We start from the raw sequence: 23388 nt of genomic DNA on the forward strand, positions 1-23388 counted from the left end.
AAGATTTTGTGAATTTCCAAAAAAGCCGGAAAATTCCAGGGAAGTTCAGGGAGATTTATGGGCGCGCCGTGGCGTTGGGGTCGCAGCCCGCGGGACCGAAAAAATTCACCCGCTTGTCCGCAAGGCGCAGAACTACGTCTCGGCTGCGGAAGCACTCCCCGTCCAGGCAGGTGACGATCTCCTCGTCCCTTGACTGAATGCGGATTTCCCGAGCCGTCATGGAACGGGCAATCTGGGGGAGCTGGCGGTAATTCCCGGCGGAATAGACGCCGAACAGCCGGGCAAAGGCCAGCTTGCTGATTTTGTGGATCAGAATGGTGTTCAGTACCCCGTCGTCCATCCGGGCCTCCGGCACCGGGGTGGAGCCGCCGCCGTAGTGGCGGCCGTTGCACACGGACACCAGGGCGAAGTCCCCCTCCTCGGCCTCGCCGTCCAGGGTGACGGTCCAGCGGTGCCCGATGGGGCGCAGGAGGAAGTTGGCTGCCACCGAGGCCAGATAGCTGCCGCGCCCGTTGAGTAAAGGGGAACGGCTGTACAGGTGGACGCCCTCCGCCACCTGGGCGTCAATGCCGCTGCAGGCGATGGTCAGGCAGTACCGCCCGCCGCAGTCAATGAGATCCAGGGGGAATGACGGCCCGTTCCACAGGTTCTCCGCATCCCGGAACTTCTCCAGGTCCGGTCCGAAGTTTTTCAGAAAATCGTTCCCGGTGCCGGCGGGAATGCAGGTCATGGCGGCGTTGGCAAAGCCCGCCAGGCCGTTGGCCGCCTCCGAGACGGTGCCGTCCCCGCCGCAGGCGTAGACGCGCACTTCCCCGCCGCTCTCCGCCAGACGGCGGGCCATCTCCGTGGCGCCGCCAGGGCGGTCCGTCAGCATACAGGCGCAGTCCAGCCCGTGGAGGCTCCGCAGGCGGTCCGCCATCTCGTAAATGCGGGCGGTCTGGTCCTTTTTCCCGGCCCGGGGATTGATGATGAAGACGTGACGCATGAGCGGGCCCCCTTCTTATAGATATTTTTTGTATTGTTCCGTCGAAAAATTACTTTCCGTATAGAAAGGCGTCGCATTTCAGCATCCCGTTGTACAGCTTCCGTTTTTTGTCGGCGGGGCGGCCGAAGCACCGCTCAAACTCCGTGTGGGAGGACAGCACCACCGTCCGCCACTTGGGCGGCAGAGCGCGGTGGGCCTGGCCGAAGCTGCGGTACAGGGCCTCGGCTTCTTTCTTCTCCATCAGCCGCTCGCCGTAGGGCGGGTTGGTCACCAGCTGGCCGTACTCGCTGTCCCGGCGGAATTTTCCGGCGTCCGCCTCCTCAAAGCGGACGCAGTCCTCCACACCGGCCAAAACCGCGTTGTGGCGGGCCAGTTCCACGGCGGCGGGGTCAATGTCCCCGCCCCAGATGTCGTAGCTCCCGTGGAACTCCTTGTCCACGGCCTCCTCCGCCGCCTCCAGCCACAGGCTGCTGTCCATGTTCTTCCACCGCTGGGCGGCAAAGGACCGGTCCAGCCCCGGGGCCCGGTTCTTGGCGATCAGCGCCGCCTCAATGGGGATGGTGCCGCTGCCGCAGAAGGGGTCGCAGAAGGGGTCCCGCCCCCGGTAGCGGGAGAGGATCACCAGGGCGGCCGCCAGGGTCTCCCGCAGGGGCGCGCCCATGTTTTTCGCCCGGTATCCCCGCTTGTACAGCCCCTCGCCGGAGGTGTCCAGATACAGCGTGGCCGTATCCTTGATGAGGGCAAACTGGATCTGATACCGGCTGCCGGTCTCCGGCAGAGTCTCGCAGCCATAGGCATTTCCCAGCCGCCTGGCGGCGGCTTTTTTCACGATGGCCTGGCAGGCGGGAACAGAGTGAAGCGTGGATGTCAAGGAATATCCCTTCACGGGGAATTCCCCGTCCCGGGGGATGTAGTCCTCCCAGGGCAGGGCCAGTACGCCCTGAAACAGGGCCTCGAAATCCGGCGCAGGGAAGGCGCCCAGCTCCATCAGCACCCGGGCGCCGCAGCGGAGGTTCAGATTCAGCCGGGCAATGTCAAGCATAGTGCCTTCACAGTGGACGCGGCCGTTTTCGGCCCGAACATTTTTCAGGTCCAATCGTTTCATCTCGTCGGAGACCAGGCTCTCCAGACCGAAGAGACAGGGGACAGTCAATGTCATCGGGAGGGCTCCCTTCTTTTTTCAATAAAAATATCATTCTCATCGGGAAATGTCAAATGATAATGGCGGCTTTCTCGGGTGGGACGCTTTTTTGGGAAAAACTCCAATTATTTTTATTTCAGAATTGTTACCGAATTGAAACGCAATTTTCTTTTGGGTATGCTATAATACAATTGCAGAGGAACCCATCCCTTTTGGTGAAAGGAGGCATTTTTTCATGATGTGGCTATGGCTGTGCGCGGCTGTTCTCTTCGGCGTGGTGGAGGGCGTCACGGCGGGGCTTGTGTCCGTGTGGTTCGCGGTGGGCTCCGTGGGGGCGTTTTTCGCCGCTATGGGCGGGCTGAGCGTGACGGTTCAGCTGGTGATTTTCGCGGCGGTCTCCGCCGCGGCCCTGGCGGTGACCCGCCCGCTGGTGGTCCGGTTTGGAAGAGAGCGGCATGTTCCCACCAATCTGGACCGTGTCATCGGCAGGACTGCTCAAGTGTCGGAGGACATCGACAACGACGCCGCCACCGGCGCGGTGTACGTAGACGGAAAGACCTGGACCGCCCGCAGCGCCGGCGGGGAGGCGATCCCCGCGGGGAGCCGTGTGGAGATTCAGCGCATGGAGGGCGTAAAGCTCTTTGTAAAAAAATCTGAGGAAAAAGCGGAGGTAGTGTCATGAACTTTGGAGTCATCGCATTCGTCGTCCTGGTGTTGCTGATTCTGATCCTGCTGATCAGCAACATCGTCATCGTCCAGCAGTCCCGGGCCTATGTGGTGGAGCGCCTGGGCGCCTTCCGGGCGGTGTGGAACGTGGGTCTGCATCTGAAAGTCCCCTTTATTGAGCGCGTTGCCAAAAAGGTGTCCCTGAAAGAGCAGGTGGCGGATTTCGCCCCCCAGCCCGTCATCACCAAGGACAACGTCACCATGCAGATCGACACGGTCATCTATTTCCAGATCACCGATCCAAAGCTCTATACCTACGGTGTGGAGCACCCCATGAACGCCATCGAGAACCTGACAGCCACCACGCTCCGCAACATCATCGGCGACATGGAGCTGGACCAGTCCCTCACCAGCCGCGACATCATCAACTCCCGGATGCGGGCCATTCTGGACGAGGCCACGGACCCCTGGGGCATCAAGGTCAACCGGGTGGAGCTGAAAAACATCATCCCGCCCAAGGAGATTCAGAATGCCATGGAGAAGCAGATGAAGGCGGAGCGGGAACGCCGCGAGTCCATCCTCCAGGCCGAGGGTACCAAGCAGTCCCAGATTCTGGTGGCCGAGGGCGAGAAGCAGTCCGCCATTTTGAAGGCCGACGCCGCCAAGCAGGCCGCCATCCTGAAAGCCGAGGGCGAGAAGGAGGCCCGCATTATGGCCGCCGAGGCGGAGGCCCAGGCCATCATGCAGGTGCAGCAGGCCCTGGCGGATTCTCTGAAGCTGCTGAACGACGCCGCCCCCAACGATCAGGTGGTGAAGCTCAAGGCCCTGGAGGCCATGCAGAAGGTGGCGGACGGCAAGGCCACCAAGATCATCATCCCCAGCGAGCTGCAGGGGCTGGCGGGTCTGGCGGCCAGCGCCAAGGCGGTGTTTGACACCGAGGACCCCAAGCAGTAAGTTAAAGTTTGGGGCCGCCCTTTTCAAAGGGCGGCGGGTCCAGGGCAGAGCCCTGGCGGGTCTGGGCGGAGCCCAGTGCATGCCGCTTTCAGCTGTACGCAGAAAATTGAAAAACTGGAAAAGAGGGACCGGGACGCCATGGCGTCCCGGTCCTTTGATAACTATAAAGTATAGCGGAATAGCAGTATAAGGGTATAGTAGAAATCACTTCACAATCAGCGTCTTCCCATCCATCTCCGGAGGACAGGCCAGGCCCATCACGTCCAGAATGGTGGGGGCGATGTCCGCCAAACGTCCGTTGGTCCGCAGCTCCGACCCGGCGCCGCAGAGGATGAAGGGCACCAGATTGGTGGTGTGGGCGGTCATGGGACTGCCGTCGGGCTCCACCATCTGCTCGGCGTTGCCGTGGTCGGCGGTAATCATGGCGATGCCGCCCATTTTCAGCGTGGCGTCCACCACCCGGCCAACGCACCCGTCCACGGTCTCCACGGCCTTGACGGCGGCGTCAAACACGCCGGTGTGGCCCACCATGTCACAGTTGGCGAAGTTCAGGATCACCACGTCGTAGGCCCCGGACTCAATGCGCTCCACGCACTTGTCGCAGACCTCCACGGCGCTCATCTCCGGCTGGAGATCGTAGGTGGCCACCTTGGGGGAGGGGACCAGCACCCGGTCCTCGCCGGGGAAGACGGTCTCGCTGCCGCCGTTGAAGAAGAAGGTGACATGGGCGTACTTCTCCGTCTCGGCGATGCGCAGCTGGGTGAGGCCCATCTGGCTGAGATACTCGCCCAGGCCGTTTTTCACGGTGTTGCGGGGATAGGCCACCTGAACGTTTGGCATGGTGGCGTCGTACTCCGTGTTGCAGACGAAGGTGACAGGGAAGAGCTGGCGGGTAAAGCCGTCAAAGGCCGGGTCCACCAGAGCGCGGGTGATCTCCCGGGCCCGGTCGGGCCGGAAGTTGAAAAAGATGACGCTGTCGTTGTCGGAGATGGTGCCGTCGCTGTCGCAGACCACGGGCTCCACAAACTCGTCGGTGACGTTGGCGGCATAGGAGGCCTTCACGGCGGCCACGGGATCGGGATTGGAGACGGCGCTCTCGCCGTAGACCATGGCATCATAGGCCTGCTCCACCCGGTCCCAGCGCTTGTCGCGGTCCATGGCGTAGTACCGGCCCATGACGGTGGCGATCTTACCAACGCCGGTCCTGGCGCACGCCTCCACAGTTTGGGCCACAAAATCCGCCCCGGAGGTGGGGGACACGTCTCGTCCGTCCAGGAAGGCGTGGATGTAGACCCGGGTGAGACCCTTGTCCTTCGCCATCTTCAAAAGGGCGAAGAGATGGGTGAGGTGGGAGTGGACGCCGCCGTCGGACAAAAGGCCCATCAGATGGAGGGCGGAGCCCTTTTCCAGGCACGCGTCCATGGCGCGGCAGTAGGCGGGATTGGTGAAGAAATCTCCGTCGGCGATGGACTTGGAGATCCGGGGCAGGTCCTGAAAGACCACGCGGCCGCCGCCGATGTTGGTGTGTCCCACCTCGCTGTTGCCCATCTGCCCGTCGGGCAGGCCCACGTCCAGCCCGGAGGCGGACAGCTCCGTGTGGGCGAACTCCCGGAAAAACTGGTCCAGCCGCGGCGTTTTGGCGGCATGAACCGCGTTGCCCGTGTGGTCGCCGCTCATGCCGAAGCCGTCCATAATAATCAGAGTAGTCGGTGTTTTGTTCATAAAAACCTCTCATTTCGCCGTGCCCTCCCCGCGCCCGTCGGCGCAGGGAAAGGGATCGGGGGAAACCTGGGTTTCCCCGGTTCTTTTGCCGGAGGCAAAAGAAAAATTTTCAATCATTTTCGGTACGGCGTATACCAGCCGAAAATTCCTTGACTCCAGCCGCCTGGGGCGGCGGCGCCAGTCCGCGGACTGGCGGGGGGCGAGGGGGAGCCTGCTCCCCCTCGAAGGACTCACTCCTGATTTGCGGCGTTGATAATGTCCACGAACTGCTCCGGCTTCAAAGCGGCGCCGCCGATGAGGCCGCCGTCGATGTCGGGCTGGGCCAGCAGCTCCTCGGCGTTCTTGGGATTCATGGAGCCGCCGTACTGAATGGTGACGCTGCGGGCCACGCGGGCGCCGTACAGGGCGCGGATGGTGGCGCGGATATTGGTGCAGACCTCGCCGGCCTGCTCGGCCGTGGCGGTCTTGCCGGTGCCGATGGCCCAGATGGGCTCATAGGCGATGATGCAGCGGCGCAGCTTGTCGGCGGGCACGCCGTACAGGGCGCTCTTCACCTGGAGGGCGATCCACTCGTTGGTGATGCCGGTCTCCCGCTGTTCCAGGCTCTCGCCCACGCAGATGATGGGATTCATGCCGGCGTTCAGCACGGCGTGGACCTTTTTGTTGACCGTCTGGTCGGTCTCGCAGAAGTACTGGCGGCGCTCGCTGTGGCCCACGATGACGTATTTCACGCCCAGGTCTTTCAGCATGTCGGCGGACACCTCGCCGGTGTAGGCGCCCTTTTCCTCAAAGTAGACGTTCTCAGCGCCAACGGAGATGCGCAGGTCCTTGAAGGCCTTGGCGGCGGCGGAGATGTTGCAGGCGGGGACGCAGATCAGCGTCTCGCACCACTTGGCCCGGGGCATGATCTTTTTGATCTCCTCGGCAAATTTCTTGGTCTCAGTGGCGGTCATGTTCATCTTCCAGTTGCCGGCGATGACGGTTTTACGGTATCTGCGATTCATAGCGTTTCATGTCTCCTTTTGTTGATATGAAAATGCGGATTCTGCCTGCCGGTGTGACCGGCGATGCTGAATAACGCGGGTATAAACCAATGAACTAATATTTTATAGCGAAAAAGCGGAGATTTGTCAAGTATTTTTCCCCGAAAAAGCATTTTTAACGGCGCGCAGGGGGAGAAATATGAGTTTTGAACAGCGGGACCCAGGACCGGCGCCTCTGCCCGGCGGAGGTTCGGCCGGTCTGCCGGGGAGGCGTCAGGCGTCCAGCAGGCAGGCCACGCCGGGCAGCTCCTTGCCCTCCATAAATTCAAGGGAGGCGCCGCCGCCGGTGGAGATGTGGGTCATCTTGTCGGCATAGCCCAGCTGCTGCACGGCGGCCGCGCTGTCTCCGCCGCCGATGATGGTGATGGCGGAGGTCTTGGAGAGGGCCTCGGCCACGGCCTTGGTGCCCGCGGCGAACTTCTCAAACTCAAACACGCCCATGGGGCCGTTCCAGATCACGGTGCCCGCGCCGGCCACGGCGGCGCAGTACAGCGCCACTGTCTCGGGCCCAATGTCCAGGCCCTGCCAGCCGTCGGGGATCTGGCCGGCCTTGACCACCTTGCTGTCGGCGTCGGGGGCGAACTTGTCGGCGATGACGGTGTCCACGGGCAAAAGCAGCTTCACGCCCTTGTCCGCCGCCTTTTTCACCATGTCGTTGGCGTAGTCCTTCCAGTCCTCCTCCAGCAGGCTGTCGCCCACGGTGCCGCCCTGGGCGGCGGAGAAGGTGTAGGCCATGCCGCCGCCGATGATGATGGTGTCGGCGATCTCCAGGAGGTTGTTGATGACGCCGATCTTGGAGCTGACCTTGGACCCGCCCAGAATCGCGACGAGAGGCCGCTTGGGATTGGCCAGGGCGCCGCCGATGAAGTCCAGCTCCTTCTGGATCAGGAAGCCGGAGACGGCGGGCAGATACGCCGCCACGCCGGCGGTGGAGGCGTGGGCACGGTGTACCGCGCCGAAGGCGTCGGAGACGTACACGCCGTCGCTGCCGGCCAGGGCGGCCAGCTTTTTGGCAAGCTCGGGGTCATTCTTGGTCTCGCCCTTTTCAAAGCGGGTGTTCTGCAGCAGCAAAACCTCGCCGCCCTTCAGGGCCGCGGCCTTGGCGCAGGCGTCGGGGCCCACCACGTCGTCCGCCAGAACGACGGGCCTGCCCAGCAGCTCGCCGAGACGGGCCGCCACAGGCTCCATCCGCAGCTCGGCCAGGGACTTTTTCCACTTCTCCTCGGTAATGGAGGCCTCGTCCTTGCCCTTTTCCAGCTGCTTTTTCTTGTAGGATTCAAAGGTGGCCACAGGCTTGCCCATGTGGGAGCAGGCGATCACCGCCGCGCCCTGGTCCAGCAGGTACTGGATGGTGGGCAGGGCGGCACGGATGCGCTTGTCGTCGGTGATGACGCCGCTGCCGTCCTTGGCCATGGGCACGTTGAAGTCGCAGCGCAGCAGTACCTTCCTGCCGGAGACGTCCACGTCGCGCACGGTTTTTTTGTTGTAGTTCATAACGTTATCCCTCCAGAGTCAATTCATTAACGGCGCTGCCGCGCCGGGATTACAGGGTTTCAGCCATCTCGCCGGTCTCCAGCAGGCCGGGAAAGCCGGTCTGGCGCAGGGCCTCGTAGACGCACACCGCCACGGTGTTGCTGAGGTTCAGGCTCCGGGCCCGGGCGCTCATGGGCAGGCGGATGCAGCGGTCCCGGAAGCGCTCCCGAAAGGCCGGGGGCAGCCCCGCGGTCTCCTTGCCGAAAAAGAGCCAGCTGTCCGGGGTGAACCGGGCCTCGGTGTAGGGCCGGGGGGCCTTGGTGGTGGTGAGCCAGGCCTCGGAGGCGGCCTCCGGATGGCGGCGGAAGAGGTCCTCCAGGTTCTCGTAGTCCGCCACCTCCACCAGGTGCCAGTAGTCCAGGCCGCAGCGCTTCATGTTCCGCCGGATGGCATTCTGGGAGATGTCGAACCCAAGAGGGCGGACCAGATGCAGGCGGCTGCCGGTGGCGGCGCAGGTTCGGGCGATGTTGCCGCAGTTTTGAGGAATCTCCGGCTCCACCAGTACGATATTGAGCATAGACCGGGACACTCCTCTCCACGTAAAGACGAAGCCATTGTAACTCTTTACAAAGTGAAATTCAACCATTTCGTGCAAAAAAAACGATTTTCTCAGAACAAACCGTGACAAACCGGTCAAAAATTTTGCATTGTGCTGAAAATCAGCCCCTATTTTTCGGCTGATTGCGCGCAATTCCGTAGGCTCCGACAAAAAAAGGTGAAAAACGATAAAAAATTTGGGGAAATTTATTCAATAAATTCGCCGCAAAGACTGGATTTTTCCAGGGAGTTTGCTATAATATTAAGTAACAATCTGTCATGAAGAGGGCCGGCGGCGGCCCGTGTCTTTGAGATTTGCGACAAGGAGGAAAGCTGGAATGGATCAGCCCAAGCGCGCCGTTCTGATTATGGAGGAGGATGCCCTCGTCCCGGCGTATTCCAAACCGCTGATGCTGGAAACCGTGCTGTTTTGTCCGATCCTGACCTGGATGGGCAATCGATTGCGGGATGACGGCGTGCAGCGGTTTTTTGTTGTCTGCGGACCCCGCTTCGCGGAAGAGGCCCGGGCCTGCTTTGCGGAGGAGGCGGACGTGACCGTCTCCGAGCGGCAGGAGGATCTGGCGGCCTTTTTGAACACGCCGGATGCGGTGTCCGTGCTGCTGCGCCCGGCGCTGCCCATGGAGGAGGCCGGCCCCGGCTTTGCCTACGCTGCCCCGGGCTATGAGCTGCAGGAGGCGTGGAAGAACGGCCTGACCAATAAGGTGGACGCGGCGGAGCTGCTCTGCGGCTGGGTGCCGGTGTTCAGCCTGGAGACCGTGGCGGAGCTGGAGATGGTCCTCCGGGACCGGATTGTGAAGCGCCACATTCAAAACGGCGTGCGGGTGATGGACCCCTCCGCCGTGTATATCGACCCCCGGGTGTCCATCGGCCGGGGGACCGTGGTGCTGCCAGGCAGCATTCTGCGGGGGGAGACCGCCGTCGGCCGGGACTGCGTCATCGGCCCCAACGCCGTGGTGCGGGAGTGCGCCGTGGGGGATGAGACGGAGATCAACGCCTCCCAGGTCAACGAGAGCGTCATCGGCAGCCGGACCCATGTGGGCCCCTTCGCCTATATCCGCCCGGGCTGTACCATCGGGGACGACATCAAGGTGGGCGACTTTGTGGAGGTCAAGAACTCCACCGTCGGCGACGGGACAAAGATCTCCCACCTGACCTATGTGGGGGACAGCGACGTGGGCAAAAAGGTGAATTTTGGCTGCGGCACCGTCACCACGAATTACGACGGGTTCAAGAAATACCGCTGCACCATCGGCGACGGCGCGTTTTTAGGGTGCAACACCAATCTGGTGGCCCCGGTGACGGTGGGAGAGGGCTCCTACACTGCGGCGGGCAGCACCATCACGGAGGAGGTCCCGCCGGACGCGCTGGGCGTGGCCAGAAGCCGGCAGAAAAACGTAGAGGGCTGGGCGGCCCGCCGCCGGAAGCTCCACGGGAAGGACCGGTAAAGAAGTTTAAGAGCAATTTTTTGGAAGAAAATTATTTCATAGAAAAGAGGGCTTGGAAATGATTTCTCACGGCAAGGACATCAAGGTATTCTCCGGCAACTCCAATCCGAAGCTGGCCACCGAGATCTGCAAACTGATGGGTACCAAACTGGGTGAGACCGAGGTGGGAACCTTCTCCGACGGCGAGATCTTCGCCTCCATGTACGAGACGGTCCGCGGCAGCGACGCGTTTGTGGTCCAGTCCACCTGCGCGCCGGTGAACAACAACCTGATGGAGCTTCTGATACTCATCGACGCGCTGAAGCGGGCCTCCGCCGGGCGCATCACGGCGGTGGTCCCCTATTTCGGCTACGCCCGGCAGGACCGCAAGGCCAAGGCTCGGGACCCCATCACCGCAAAGCTTGTGGCCAACATGATTACCGCCGCCGGAGCCGACCGTGTGCTGACCATGGACCTCCACGCCGCTCAGATCCAGGGCTTCTTTGACATCCCCGTGGACAATCTGGCCGGCAAGCCCATCTTTGTGGACTACTACGCCAAGAAATTCGGCTCCGAGTGTGAGAACATGATGGTGGTCTCCCCGGACGTTGGTTCCGTGTCCCGGGCCCGGGCCTTTGCCCAGAACCTGCATATGAATCTGGCCATCGTGGATAAGCGCCGCCAGAAGGCCAACCAGTGCGAGGTCATGAACGTCATTGGCGACGTGCAGGGCAAGGACTGCATCCTGTTTGACGATATGGTGGACACCGCCGGCTCTTTGTGCAACGCCGCCCAGGCGCTGGTGGAGGTGGGCGGCGCCAAGAGCGTCCACGCCTGCGCCTCTCACGGCGTGCTGTCCGGTCCGGCAATCGACCGGATCAACAGCAGCGTGATTCAGGAGCTGACCCTGCTGGACACCATCCCCGCCATTGATCCCGCCCTCAGCGGGAAGATCAAGTACCTGACGGTGGCGCCTATGTTCTCCGAGGCCATTGAGCGCATCTACCAGGAGGTCTCCATCTCCAAGCTGTTCCGGTAATCCGGAAGCCTTTAGGAGCCTGTCCTGCATCTCCGGATGAGATGCCGCCCGGCGGCAGAATTCACCGCAGGCCGGATTCCCGGAGATATTGGGCCGTGTTTGAAGGACGTGAAAACGCCCAAGCGACGGATCTTTTCCGCTGTGCCGCGTTAAAAAATTCTTGAGATACACAGCGTATTTCCACGAATTTCTGCCATGCCCGGCGAAAAAACCTCTCGCCTCCGGCCGTTCCGCCATTTATCAAACTGGGCCTAAACAGGCGCTTGAAACATATCATTAACAAAGAGAATGTCTGCGCAAGGCGGGAAGGGTGACTTTCCCGCCTTTGCGGGCGTTCAAAAGGAGCGGTTTATGCTGTTTGGAAACAAGTCCTCCGCCGTGGACTGGCTGGTGGCGGGCCTGGGGAATCCCGGCCAGAAGTACCAGAACACCCGGCACAACATGGGCTTTCTCACCGTGGATCTCCTGGCGGAACAGAAGGGCGTGAAGCTGAACAAGGTGAAGTTCAAATCCGCCTATAATATTGTGGGCTTTGCCGGGTGCAAGTGCCTGGTGATGAAGCCCCAAACCTATATGAATCTCTCCGGCGAGGCCGTGCGGGAGGCGGCGCAGTTCTACAAGATCCCGGCGGAACGGGTGCTTGTGATCTACGACGATGTGTCGCTGCCCGTGGGGAAGCTGCGGGTGCGGTCCAGCGGTTCCGCCGGAGGGCACAACGGGATCAAGAACATCATCGCCCATCTGGGGACCCAGGACTTTCCCCGGATCAAGATCGGCACAGGGGCGCCAGCCGGAGGCGGGGAGGAGATGGTGGACTGGGTGATCGGGGTGCCGTCCCAGGCGGAGAGGAAGGTGCTCGTCGAGAGCTTTGAGCGGGCCATTCTGGCGGCGGAGTGTGTGATTGAGCACGGGTGTCAGAAAGCCATGAATGATTTTAATTAGCTGGTCCCTGCCAGAGACGGGGGATTGCGCCTCGGGCGCGGGACGAGGGGGAGCGCCCTTCGGGCGAGAAAAAACCACCCTCCGCCCGAAGGGCGGTCTCCTTCCGTCCGCGCCCGAGGCGCAAACTCCCCCGTCCTGCCCGCAGGCGGGACAAAACCCACAAATTTGTAATAGGAAAATAACCATGGAACAGTTTTTGAAACAATTGCAAACCCTTCCGGAGGCGGCAGAGCTGATCCGCCGGGTGGAGGAGGGCGGCTGCCCTGCGGCAGTCACAGGGCTCCAATCCATGCAGCGGGCCTGCATAGGCGCAGCTGTCGCCCGGGCGGCGGGCCGTCCGGCAGTGTTCGTCTGCGGAGACGAGCGGGAGGCCCGGACCCTGGCTGCAGACCTGCGTACCGCCGCGGGCCGGGAGCCTGTGCTGCTGCTGAGCCGGGAGTGGCGGCTGCGCCCTGGCGCAGTGAGCTCCCGGGAGTGGGAGCGGAGCCGCCTGGCGGCGCTGTATGCCCTGGCCCAGGGGCGCGCGCCGCTGACGGTGGCCACGGCCGACGCCCTGCTGGCCAGGACGTTGCCGCCGGACCTTCTCAAAGGTCTGGCCGTTACTCTGCACCTGGGGGAGCGGGTGGACCTGGGGAACCTCACGGAGCGGCTGCTGTCCGCCGGGTACGCCCGCTGCGGCCAGGTGGAGGGCGTGGGCCAGTTCGCCCTGCGGGGCGGCATCCTGGACGTGTTCTCTCCCCTGATGGACCAGCCGGTGCGGTGCGAGTTCTTTGACGACGAGATCGACTCCATGGGCGAGTTTGACCCCGCCACCCAGCGGCGGACGAAAAACGTTAAGGAGGCGCTGCTGCTGCCCGCCGCCGAGGTATTGCCCCACTGCGCGGCGGGAGGTCTGGCGGGGCTGGGGGAGACCCTGCTGGCCCTGTCGGAGAAGCTGGCGAAAAAGCCCCGGACGGAGCAGGCCGCCCAGCGCCTCCGGGAGGATGGGGAGCGGCTGAAGAACGGCGCGGACCCCGGCGGCATGGACCGGTATCTGGCGGCCGTCTACCCGCAGGTGACGGCGGGCGTTCATTACCTGCCCCGGGACGGTGTGGTCTTTCTCTGTGAGAGCGGCCGTGTGGACGAGCGGATCAAAGGGGCCCTGCTCCAGACTCAGCAGGACGTGGAGACGCTGCTGGAGGCGGGGGTCATGGCGGGGGAGTACGCCCGGCTGTGCCTCTCCGCTGAGGAGCTGTACGCCGCTTTGGAGGACTTCCCCGTGGTGATGGCAAGCGCCCTGCCCACCTCCCGCTATCCCCTGCGGCCCAAGGGGCTTTTGAGCATGAACGTGCGGCAGCTCAGCTCCTACGGCGGCAGCCTGGAGGCTGCCGTCAGCGACCTGACCCACTACCGGGAAAACGGCAGCGCGGTGCTGGTGCTGTGCGCCGGGGAGGGCCGGGCGAAGAATCTCCAGCGGCTGCTGGAGGAGCGGGAAATCCCCGCCGTGCTGGACTTGAACCATTTCGCCATGCCCCGGCCAGGGGAGGTGCGGATTGGTATTGGAGCCCTGTCCGCCGGCGGCGAGTGGCCCCAGCTGCGTCTGGCGGTTTTGACCGAGGGACAGCTGACGGCCCCCGTCCAGCGGCGGATGAAGCTGAAAAAATCCTCCAGCCGGCAAAAGCTCCAGTCCTACACGGATCTGTCCCCCGGGGACCTGGTGGTCCACATCCACCACGGCGTGGGCCGGTTCGCGGGCATTCAGCGGATGCCGGTGGACGGCGTGGAGAAGGACTATATCAAGATCGACTACGCCGGCGGAGACTGCCTGTACGTGCCCGCCACCCAGTTGGACATGGTGTCCAAGTATATCGGCGGCGGCGAGGACGGCGAGCGTCCCCAAAAGCTGAACCGCCTGGGGGGCGCCGAGTGGGCCAAGCAGAAGACCCGGGCGAAGAAGGCGGTGAAGGACCTGGCAAAGGGCCTCACCAAGCTCTACGCCGAGCGGCAGCGCCGCCCGGGCTTCGCCTTCTCCCCGGACTCCGTGTGGCAGCGGGAGTTTGAGGAGGCCTTCCCCTACGCCGAGACCGACGACCAGCTGCGGGCCATCGAGGAGATCAAGCGGGACATGGAGCGTCCCCGGCCCATGGACCGCCTGCTCTGCGGCGACGTGGGCTACGGAAAGACGGAGGTGGCCCTGCGGGCGGTGATGAAGTGTGTGCTGGACGGCAAACAGGCGGCTATTCTGGTGCCCACCACCGTGCTGGCCCAGCAGCACTACGCCACGGCCCGGGGCCGGTTCAAGGACTTTCCTGTGACCATCGAGGTCCTCTCCCGCTTCACCGCCCCCGGGGAGGCCAAGCGGATTTTGCGGGAGGTCCAGGCCGGGGGCGTGGATCTGCTGATCGGCACCCACAAGCTGCTGCAAAAGGGCATGGCCTTCAAGGACCTGGGGCTCCTCATCATTGACGAGGAGCAGCGCTTCGGTGTGACCCACAAGGAGCGGCTCAAGGAGCTGAGCCGCCAGGTGGATGTGCTGACCCTCTCCGCCACGCCCATTCCCCGGACGCTGAACATGGCCCTCTCGGGTCTCAGGGACATGTCCTCCATCGAGGAGCCCCCGGCGGACCGCCAGCCGGTGCAGACCTATGTCATCGAGCACGACTGGGCCATTTTGGAGGACGCCATGCGCCGGGAGCTGAGCCGGGGAGGACAGGTCTACTACCTCCACAACCGGGTGGAGAGCATTGACCTCACCGCCTCCCGCATCCAGAAGCTCCTGGGGGAGGAGGCCCGGGTGGTAACGGGCCACGGGCGTATGGGGGAGCAGGAGCTCTCCGCCGTCATGCAGGCCATGGTGGACGGAGAGGCGGACGTGCTGGTGTGCACCACCATCATCGAGACCGGCATCGACATCCCCAACGTCAACACCCTCATCATCGAGGACGCGGACCGCATGGGCCTGGCCCAGCTCCACCAGATCCGGGGCCGCATCGGCCGCAGTTCCCGCCGGGCCTACGCCTACATGACCTTCCGCCGGGGCAAGATCCTCCAGGAGGTGGCGGCCAAGCGGCTCTCCGCCATTCGGGAGTACGTGGAGTTCGGCTCCGGCTTCAAGATCGCCATGCGGGACCTGGAGATCCGGGGGGCCGGCAACCTGCTGGGACCGGAGCAGTCCGGCTACCTCATGAGCGTGGGCTACGACCTGTACCTGAAACTGCTGGAGGAGGCCGTGCTGGAGGAGCGGGGCGAGGAGCGTCAGATCGAGACGGAGTGCTCCGCCGACCTGACGGTGAACGCCAACATCCCGGAGCGGTACGTGCCCTCTCCGGAGCAGCGGATGGACCTGTACCGCCGCATCGCCGCCATCCGCACCAACGACGACGCCTCCGACCTGCTGGACGAGCTGCTGGACCGCTACGGCGAGGCGCCCAAGTCCGTGCTGGCCCTGCTGGACGTGGCGCTGCTGCGCGCGGCGGCGGCCAGGGCCGGGGTGTCGGACATCTCCCAGAAGGGGGACGCGCTGCGCTTCCAGCTGGGTGTGTTCCGGCCCGAGGCCCTGGCGGCGGTGTGCAGCCTTGCCAAGTACCGGCGCCGCCTGGTGCTGGCGGCGGGGGAGACCCCGGCGCTGACGCTGAAGCTCCGGCCCGGCGAGGACGTGCTGGAGTGCGCCGCGGTCCTGACGGAGGACCTGCGCCTTGCCGCAGAGGAGAAAAGGGATTGATTTCCCGCCTGCCGCCCGTCTCAGGGGGCGGCAGACGCCCCGGGCGAACCTGCGGCCTGGAAAAAAGCGGCATGGTGAGATACGCTCCCGCATAGGATGTTCCGAGGACAACCTATGGGAGGGAGCGGGAGATATGAAAAAACGCGCGACTGCCCTGGCCCTTGTGCTTTGCCTTGCCCTGACCGCCTGCGGCGGCAGGGAGGACAGCCGGGGCCAGGGGCTTTTTCAAAGGGCCTCCGGGATGGAGGAGGACACGGTGCTGCTGACGGTAGACGGCAGGGAGGTGCCGGCGTGGCGGTATCTCTACTGGCTGCGGCGCTGCTGCGGGCGGCTCCAGGAGCAGTACCGCTCCGCCGGTCTGACGCTGGACTGGAACGCGCCGGTGGAGGGGGGCACCCTGGCGGACTATGTCAAGGATCAGGCGCTGGCGGACACGGCCCTCTACGCCACGGTGGAGAACTGGGCGGATTCCCACGGCTGCGCTCTGGATGAGGTGGACCTTGCCGCGCTGGAGTCCGCCTGGGCGGAGAAGGCGGCGGAGTACGGCGGGGAGGAGGCGTATCTCCGCCGTCTGGCGGGCATGGGCCTGGACCGGGCGCGGATGGAGGAAATCACCGCTGTGGGGCGGCTGTACGCCAAGCTGTACGGCCTCTATCTGGAGGAGGGCAGCACCCTGGCCCCGGAGCCGGAGGCGCTGGAGGCCTTCGCCCTGGAACGGGGCGGAATCACGGTGGACCGGGTTCTCTTCGCCGCCGGAGAGGACCGGGAGGCCGCCCGGCAGCGGGCGGCGGAGGCCTTTGCACGGCTGAACACGGCGGAGGACCAGCGGGCGGAGTTCGCCGCCCTGGCGGCGGCGGGAGACGACCCGGCGGGGCCCCGCACCTTCACCCTGGGAGACGGGATGCTGGACGAGGCGCTGGAGGCGGCGGCTCAGACCCTGGAGGAGGGACAGTGCTCCGGCATTCTGGAGACCGGGGAGGGATTTTCCATCCTCCTGCGGGGGGAGACGGACCGGAGCGGCGTGGAGGAGGCCTATTTCGACTATCTGCTCCAGGAGGCCGCGGAGAACGCGGCGGTGAGGCTGACGGAGGATTATACGGCTCTGGATCCCGCCGCCTTTGCTGCCCAAGCGCTGCGGGAGACGGAGTAAACGGCTTTTTCGTCAAGTTGACGAAAAAGCCGGATCGTATTGTCAAATATTTAACGAAAAATGGGAATCGCATAGTTTCCCATTGACGAAGCAAAAAATACGCTCTATAATAGGAACAGAAAAGCGGAGGAACGCTAATTGTCAAAAAATTAACGGTAATCTCTTCCGCCTCCCCGCACTGCACTCCATGGCGGTCCGAGGCCGCCGATAGAAATTTTTATAAAACGGAGGAACATCATGAAAGACCTTTATATCGTCAACTGCTGCAGAACCGCCATCGGCTCTTTCGGCGGCAGCCTGAAAAACACCCCCGCCGCCGAGCTGGGCGCCATCGTGGTCAAGGAGGCTCTGAACCGCGCCGGCGTGAAGCCGGAGCAGGTGGACGAGCTGATGTTCGGCTGCATCCTGACCGCTGGCCTTGGGCAGAACGTGGCCCGTCAGGTCTCCATCAAGGCCGGCATCCCCTACTCCGTTCCCGCCTACACGGTGGGCATGGTCTGCGGCTCCGGTATGAAGTCTGTCATTGAGGGCGCCCGCTCCATCCTGGCCGGCGACTCTGACATCGTGGTCTGCGGCGGCACCGAGAACATGAGCGCCGCTCCCTTCCTGGCTCCCGACGCCCGCTGGGGCGCCCGCATGGGCGACAAGAAGCTGGTGGACGAGATGATTAAGGACGGCCTGTGGGACGCCTACAACAACTACCACATGGGCACCACTGCCGAGAACATCAACGACATCTGGGGCATCAGCCGCAAGGAGCAGGACGAGTTCGCCGCCGCCTCCCAGCAGAAGGCCGAGGCCGCCCAGGCCGCCGGCCGGTTTGACGACGAGATTGTCCCCGTGCCCGTGAAGGTTAAGAAGGACATCGTGGAGTTCAAGAAGGACGAGTATCCCAAGGCCGGAGTTACCGCCGAGGGCATCGCAAAGCTCCGGGGCGCCTTCCCCGTGGGTCCCGAGTCCCCCAACCCCGAGGTGGTCCACACCTTTGACGTCACCGGCAAGCAGGAGACCGAGGACAAGGGCCAGCAGCGCGTCACCGCCGCCAACGCCTCCGGCATCAACGACGGCGCCGCCGCCATCATCCTGGCCTCCGGCGAGGCCGTTGAGAAGTACGGTCTCAAGCCCATGGTCAAGCTGATCGGCTGGGGCCAGGGCGGCGTCGATCCCAAGATCATGGGCGTGGGCCCCGTGCCCGCCTCCCGCGCGGCCATGAAGAAGGCCGGCGTGACCATCGACGACATTGACCTGGTGGAGGCCAACGAGGCCTTTGCCGCCCAGTCCATCGCCGTGGGCCGGGAGCTGGGCTTTGACACCGCCAAGCTGAACGTCAACGGCGGCGCCATCTCCCTGGGCCACCCCGTCGGCGCCTCCGGCGCCCGCATCATCGTTACCCTGGTCCACGAGATGATGAAGCGCCCCGAGGCCAAGAAGGGCCTGGCCACCCTGTGCATCGGCGGCGGCATGGGCACCGCCGTTGTGGTGGAGAAGTGCTGAGCTGAGACCCCGTAACGCGCAATGAAAAAGAGGAGCCGTAAGGCTCCTCTTTTTTGCCGGCGGACATGGGGCGGGGCCGGCTCGTATCGGGATCACAGCAATTTCGGGAGACAGCGGAGAGACTCCTCCGCTATTTCCGGATCTTGATGGCGTTGACGGGGCAGCGGTTGGCGGCCCCGGCGGCCCGGTCGTACTGGGTCTCGTCGGGCTCCGGCAGGACGGTGGAGACCCGGTTCTCCATGCGGAAGATACCAGGGGCGGCGTAGGCGCACATACTGCACCCGATGCAGGCGGCGGCGTCCACAGTGACGGTCATAGAGAATCCTCCTTTTCGCAGTTGTAATCCGTTTTCATTATAGTATAGGTCTTGTTTGAAAAGAGTCAAAACGCCCAAACGGTGGATCTTGATCCGCCACTCTGCGTTAAATTTTCTTGCCGGGCGTCAGCCCGCCTGCAAAAATTTGCCTTGATTGGCGAAAAAATCTCTCGCCGTTGGGCATTCCGCCTTTTTTCAAACAAGGCCTAGTCTGTCTCCGTTTCCAAGGAGATTTTCAAAAAACAGGGGAACTTTTTTCGGCGAAGGGCCGCCTTTTTTGTGGGATGAAAGAAGATTCTGGCAGTACGGGGAGAATTTTGTAATCAAATGAACATTTACTTTGTCCACCGGATGTGGTATCCTTAAAAGGTATTATGTAGACCGGACCCTGTTCCCAGACGGGACAAGTCCGGCGGCTGGACCTTCCGCCGCCGGAGATCTTTTGGAGGCATGCTATGAAAATATTCTTCCGCAAAACCCTGGCGCTGGTTCTGGCGCTGTCCCTGATCCTCTCCCTGGGCCTGAGCGCCGCCGCGTCGGACGCCATGGGCGAGGACCTGACGGCCATGGACACGCTGCTGCACCAGGAGACCCAGCTCTCCACCAACACCTTCTGGAGCACGGCGTACAACGACATGCGAACGGAAAACCTGATTACATACACGCCCAATATGGACGTGATGCCCATTGTCACCTACGGTCAGGTCCTCACGGACCGGAACACTGTCACCGACACGGCCCGGGCGCTGGAGAGCCAGGGTTGGCGGGTCGTGGCGGGCATCAACGGCGATTTTTACAACGTCAATACCGGTCTGCCCATCGGCCTTGTGATCTCCGAGGGCGTGCTGCGCAGCAGCGACGGCGGCTATTACGCCATCGGCTTCCGCGCCGACGGCACCGCAGCCATCGGCAAGCCTGCGGTGAAGGTCAGTGCCCATATGGGCTACCTGGGCGCGGACGGGATGGAGGTATCCCGCCAGCTCACCGCGGTGAACAAAGCACGGGTCTCCGACGGGGGGACCTACCTCTATACATACGATTTCAACACCAAGCACACCACCGGCAACACAGAGGCCGGCGTTGATGTGCTCTGCACGATTCTGGAGGGCCGCCTCTCCATCGGCGAGACCGTCACCGCTGTGGTGGAGCGGGTGGAGGAGACCACCTCTGCAACGGAGATGCGGCAGGACCAGTTCGTCCTCTCCGCCAACCTGAAATCCGACGCCTACCAGGTGGACGCCCTGCGGAACATCCCCGTGGGCGCCACTGTCACCCTGGAGGCCAGCGCCGCCGGCGGGGAGTGGAACGATGTGGAGTACGCTGTGGGAGCCCTGTACTCCCTGGTGGCGGACGGCGCCGTGGTGGCGGGCCTGCCCACCGGCGTGAACCCCCGCACCGCCGTGGGTGTGCGCTATGACGGCAGCGTGATCTTCTACACCATCGACGGCCGCCGTGCCGGCTATTCTGTGGGCGCGTCCATGGACCAGGTGGCAAAGCGCATGATCGAGCTGGGCTGCGTCACCGCGCTGTGCCTGGACGGCGGCGGCTCCACCACGCTGGCGGTCACCGCGCCGGACAAGCTGGCGACCAGCACTATCAACCGCCCCTCCGACGGGGCCGAGCGGAAGGTGTCCAACCAGGTGTTTCTGGTCGCCCCCAACCAGCCCACCGGGGAGCTGAGCCACTTCTACGTCCAGGCGGACAACCAGTACGTGCTGGCGGGCAGCAAGGTGACCATCTCCGCCTCCGCCGTGGACACCAACTTCATCCCCATGCAGGAGGACTACCGCCTGGAGACCGACGGCGGCGAGCTGGACGGCAATGTGCTGACCACGCCCCTCTCCGGCGGCGAGGTCACCGTCACCGCCGGCAGCGGCCGCAGGACGGGCACCACCACCATCCACGCCGTCACCACGCCGGACGCGCTGGCCATCCGCAGCGCCGACGGCACCGCCCTCACCACCCTGGGGGCCGCCCCCGGCTCCGTGACCCAGCTGACCGCCACCGCCGCCTATCAGCACAAATCGCTCAAGGCGGACCCGGAGGCCTTCACCTGGTCGGTGGAGGGCAATATCGGGACCATTGACGAGCTGGGGAGCTTTACCGCCGGTCTGCCCGGCCAGGGCGTCATCACCGTCTCCGCCGGCGGGCGGAGCGCCTCGATCCAGGTGACGGTGTCCGACCTCGCCATCCAGCCGGTGGAGGACTTCGAGGAGGGGACCACCATCCTTGACGGCATCTATGGCGAAGGGCTCCAGTTCAGCCGCTCCACGGCGCCGGAGACCGTGCGCGTGGGCCGGGGCTCCGGCAGGCTGGACTACACCCTGGCGGAGGGGCGCGGCCTTGCTGCGGATTGGCGGGCGTTCCTGAATACGCCGGTAAACCGGCAGCTCTATACGAGCCTGAATCTGTGGGTTTACGGCGACGGCTCCAACAACGTTTTGTCCCTGCTGTATGACGACGGCGCCGAGGAGCTCCAGGTTCTGCCTGCGGCCACGCTGAACTTCACCGGCTGGAAACAGGTGTCTGTGACGATGCCCCAGACGGGCTTCTCCATCCAGGGCCTGCGGATCAGCGCCGGAGAGCCGGTGTATACCTATGACGAAGAGACCGGGGCCGAGATTGTCACCTACCCGGAGACTGCCCGCGCCGGAACGGTCTATATCGACCACATCGCCGCCTCCTTTGACGGCCAGATGGACACCACGGTGCCCACCGTTACCGCCCAGGTCAGCGGTACCACCCTCACCGGCGCCGTGAAGGACGATGTGGACGGCGTGCTGTCCCAGTCCTCCGTGTCCGTGACCTATGACGGCAAGCCCCTGACCTTTACCTACAACAGCGGTACCGGCGCCCTCTCCGCCGCCCTGCCTGCGGCGGACGGCGCGGCCCACCGGGTCACCGTCACCGCCCGGGACGGCTCCGGCAACATCGGACGCTGCTCAGCGGACATCCCCGCCGCCGGCGCGGAGCGCAGGTTCAAGGACACGGCGGCGTACTGGGGTGCGGACTACTGCGATTACCTGTACGACCATAACATCTCCAAGGGGTATACGGACGGGACCTTCCGCCCCGACCAGCTGCTGACCCGGCTGGACTTCTCCGTGATGCTGTACAACAGCCTGAACCTGGACCCGGCGAAGTACGCGGGCGTGTCCCTGCCCTTTGCGGACCTGGGGAAGATTCCCGAGTCCGCCCTCCCGGCGGTCCGGGCGCTGTACGCCGAGGGCGTGGTCACCGGCACCCAGGGCCAGGACGGGAAGCTCTACCTCAACCCTGACGGAAACCTGACCCGCGCCCAGGCGGCGGCCATGATCGGACGGAGCCAGGAGAAGGGCTATGCCCTGGCGAGCCTGACCTTCACCGATGCCGGGAAGATCCCCGCCTATGCCGCCTTCTATATTCAGACTATGGTGGCCCAGGGAATCCTCAGCGGCTATACCGACGGCACGTTCAGGCCCAACAACAACATCACCCGGGGCCAGATGGCGAAGATTCTCTACAGCCTCATGTAAGCACCAGAGAGACCGCCCGGCGCGAGAGCGCCGGGCGGTCTCAGACTGTCAAAAAATGTTGGAGATAGATGCAACGGGAGGGAGGGGTGTGTGCGGGGAACCCGGGAGGGGTTCCCTGCACTATTTTAATCAGGGATTACCAGAAGTCGTGACGGGCGGCGCTGAGGCCGTTTCGGTGGAAAGCCTCTACAATGGCGTCGATGCGGCGGAAGCAGGCGGGATCGTCCAGAGTTTCGTCGTTCAGGATGGTTTGGATTTCCGCTGATACCTGCAAAGCGGTGGATTCCATCCCTTGGACCAGGGCTTTCCATGTGCCTTCATGGGTCAGGTATTTCAGCACTTCCGCACCAATGGCCTGGGCAAGCAGCTCCTCCGAAGTTGAATATTCCATTTAGGCCTTGTTTGAAAAATGGCGGAATACCCAACGGCGAGAGATTTTTTCGCCAATCAAGGCAAATTTTCGCAGGCGGGCTGACGCCCGGCAAGAACATTTAACGCAGAGTGGCGGATAAAGATCCACCGTTTGGGCGTTTTGACTTTTTTCAAACATGGCCTAATCACCTCATTTGTATTACAGGTCAATATCACCCTGATTTCAATAGGTCAATTTGACATACTGTATTTGAGGTGTTGGTATGTCGAGATTGCGGAAATTGCGGGAGGAACGGAAGTTTACCCAGGTGAAAATGCAGATGCTGACAGGAATCGATCAGAGCGATTACTCCAAAATCGAACATGGAAAGCGGAATATGTCCTTTGAACAGTGCAGGCGGATTGCCCTTGCATTGGGCACCAGTATGGATTATCTGGCGGGGCTTACGGATGACCTGACGCCCTATCTATGCCCGGTGTCACGGAAAAGAAAAATGAGGAGAACCTGTGTACAAATTGGCGGAAGCGTCCTCTTCGCAGATTTTATGCAGGGGCGGGGCTCTGTCCCGGTCCGTCCGTCGGAAAACTGGCGTTTTCGGGAAAACGGGCGGGGACAGAGCCCCGCCCCTACAAAGCTGCAGACACAAGCAAAAATCGCGGATGATAGAATGTGCGGTTGGGCACTTTCCCCAAATGGGTCTGAGACTTGACAGAAAGCGTATAAGGCCGTATAATAAAAAAGAAGAGGCACTGCCGGTAAGACGGTTAGCCCCTGCTGTGTTACAAGAAGTAACCGCTAGCTTGGAGGCAGGGCGGTTACTTCTTTTTGTATGC

General features: G+C 63.2%; 18 protein-coding genes. 10 read left to right on the forward strand and 8 right to left on the reverse strand.

Annotation, left to right across the window (positions count from 1 at the left end; genetic code table 11):
• Positions 1-55: 55 nt before the first annotated feature.
• Positions 56-985: a diacylglycerol/lipid kinase family protein gene (locus tag C816_RS12530; protein WP_016322764.1), complete on the reverse strand. Its 930-nt coding sequence runs from the start codon at positions 983-985 to the stop codon at positions 56-58.
• 49 nt (positions 986-1034) lie between these two features.
• On the reverse strand, positions 1035-2144 hold the full coding sequence (locus C816_RS12535) for a THUMP domain-containing class I SAM-dependent RNA methyltransferase (protein WP_016322765.1): 1110 nt from the start codon (positions 2142-2144) through the stop codon (positions 1035-1037).
• 217 nt (positions 2145-2361) lie between these two features.
• Between C816_RS12535 and C816_RS12540 the strand changes: the two genes are divergently transcribed.
• Both C816_RS12540 and C816_RS12545 read left to right on the forward strand, forming a co-directional pair.
• Positions 2362-2808 carry an NfeD family protein gene (locus C816_RS12540; RefSeq protein ID WP_016322766.1) on the forward strand — a complete coding sequence of 149 codons (447 nt, stop codon included), beginning with the start codon at positions 2362-2364 and terminating at the stop codon, positions 2806-2808.
• Positions 2805-3746, forward strand: coding sequence for an SPFH domain-containing protein (locus tag C816_RS12545; protein ID WP_016322767.1), 942 nt, complete (start codon positions 2805-2807; stop codon positions 3744-3746). Before C816_RS12540 ends, C816_RS12545 begins: the two co-directional genes overlap by 4 nt.
• Before the next feature lie 204 nt (positions 3747-3950).
• Here C816_RS12545 and gpmI read toward each other — a convergent pair whose 3' ends face one another.
• The 4 genes from gpmI to C816_RS12565 form a co-directional block, all read right to left on the reverse strand.
• On the reverse strand, positions 3951-5468 hold the full coding sequence (gene gpmI / locus C816_RS12550; protein WP_016322768.1) for a 2,3-bisphosphoglycerate-independent phosphoglycerate mutase: 1518 nt from the start codon (positions 5466-5468) through the stop codon (positions 3951-3953).
• A gap of 230 nt (positions 5469-5698) precedes the next feature.
• Complete coding sequence (gene tpiA / locus C816_RS12555) at positions 5699-6472, reverse strand: triose-phosphate isomerase (protein WP_016322769.1); 774 nt, start codon at positions 6470-6472, stop codon at positions 5699-5701.
• A 252-nt stretch (positions 6473-6724) separates the two neighbouring features.
• Entirely contained in the window at positions 6725-8005 is a 1281-nt protein-coding gene (pgk, locus tag C816_RS12560) for a phosphoglycerate kinase (RefSeq protein WP_016322770.1), read from the reverse strand.
• Positions 8006-8054: 49 nt separating this feature from the next.
• On the reverse strand, positions 8055-8561 hold the full coding sequence (locus C816_RS12565) for a tRNA (cytidine(34)-2'-O)-methyltransferase (protein ID WP_016322771.1): 507 nt from the start codon (positions 8559-8561) through the stop codon (positions 8055-8057).
• 358 nt (positions 8562-8919) lie between these two features.
• Between C816_RS12565 and C816_RS12570 the strand changes: the two genes are divergently transcribed.
• From C816_RS12570 to C816_RS12595, 6 genes are all read left to right on the forward strand, one after another.
• Positions 8920-10047 carry a DapH/DapD/GlmU-related protein gene (locus C816_RS12570; RefSeq protein ID WP_016322772.1) on the forward strand — a complete coding sequence of 376 codons (1128 nt, stop codon included), beginning with the start codon at positions 8920-8922 and terminating at the stop codon, positions 10045-10047.
• A gap of 58 nt (positions 10048-10105) precedes the next feature.
• Positions 10106-11065: a ribose-phosphate pyrophosphokinase gene (locus tag C816_RS12575; protein ID WP_016322773.1), complete on the forward strand. Its 960-nt coding sequence runs from the start codon at positions 10106-10108 to the stop codon at positions 11063-11065.
• 351 nt (positions 11066-11416) lie between these two features.
• On the forward strand, positions 11417-12007 hold the full coding sequence (gene pth / locus C816_RS12580; RefSeq protein WP_016322774.1) for an aminoacyl-tRNA hydrolase: 591 nt from the start codon (positions 11417-11419) through the stop codon (positions 12005-12007).
• Between the two features lie 184 nt (positions 12008-12191).
• Positions 12192-15707, forward strand: a complete 3516-nt coding sequence (gene mfd, locus C816_RS12585; RefSeq protein ID WP_016322775.1) for a transcription-repair coupling factor — start codon at positions 12192-12194, stop codon at positions 15705-15707.
• A 133-nt stretch (positions 15708-15840) separates the two neighbouring features.
• The gene (locus tag C816_RS12590; RefSeq protein ID WP_016322776.1) at positions 15841-16857 is read left to right on the forward strand and encodes a peptidyl-prolyl cis-trans isomerase; all 1017 of its coding nucleotides are present in this window, start codon (positions 15841-15843) and stop codon (positions 16855-16857) included.
• Positions 16858-17094: 237 nt separating this feature from the next.
• On the forward strand, positions 17095-18351 hold the full coding sequence (locus C816_RS12595; RefSeq protein ID WP_016322777.1) for an acetyl-CoA C-acetyltransferase: 1257 nt from the start codon (positions 17095-17097) through the stop codon (positions 18349-18351).
• A 130-nt stretch (positions 18352-18481) separates the two neighbouring features.
• Here the strand turns inward: C816_RS12595 and C816_RS12600 are convergent, their stop codons facing one another.
• Positions 18482-18667, reverse strand: a complete 186-nt coding sequence (locus tag C816_RS12600) for a ferredoxin (protein WP_016322778.1) — start codon at positions 18665-18667, stop codon at positions 18482-18484.
• 455 nt (positions 18668-19122) lie between these two features.
• Here C816_RS12600 and C816_RS12605 point away from each other — a divergent pair, with 455 nt between their 5' ends.
• Positions 19123-22182: an S-layer homology domain-containing protein gene (locus tag C816_RS12605; RefSeq protein ID WP_016322779.1), complete on the forward strand. Its 3060-nt coding sequence runs from the start codon at positions 19123-19125 to the stop codon at positions 22180-22182.
• A gap of 136 nt (positions 22183-22318) precedes the next feature.
• Here the strand turns inward: C816_RS12605 and C816_RS12610 are convergent, their stop codons facing one another.
• Positions 22319-22573, reverse strand: a complete 255-nt coding sequence (locus tag C816_RS12610) for a hypothetical protein (protein WP_016322780.1) — start codon at positions 22571-22573, stop codon at positions 22319-22321.
• 244 nt (positions 22574-22817) lie between these two features.
• On the opposite strand from C816_RS12610, the gene C816_RS22765 reads away from it, so the two are divergent.
• Positions 22818-23264: a helix-turn-helix domain-containing protein gene (locus C816_RS22765; protein ID WP_081646344.1), complete on the forward strand. Its 447-nt coding sequence runs from the start codon at positions 22818-22820 to the stop codon at positions 23262-23264.
• The last annotated feature ends 124 nt before the right edge of the window (positions 23265-23388 follow it).

Origin of the sequence: Oscillibacter sp. 1-3 (assembly GCF_000403435.2) — a bacterium.
Classification (GTDB): Bacteria; Bacillota; Clostridia; order Oscillospirales; family Oscillospiraceae; genus Oscillibacter.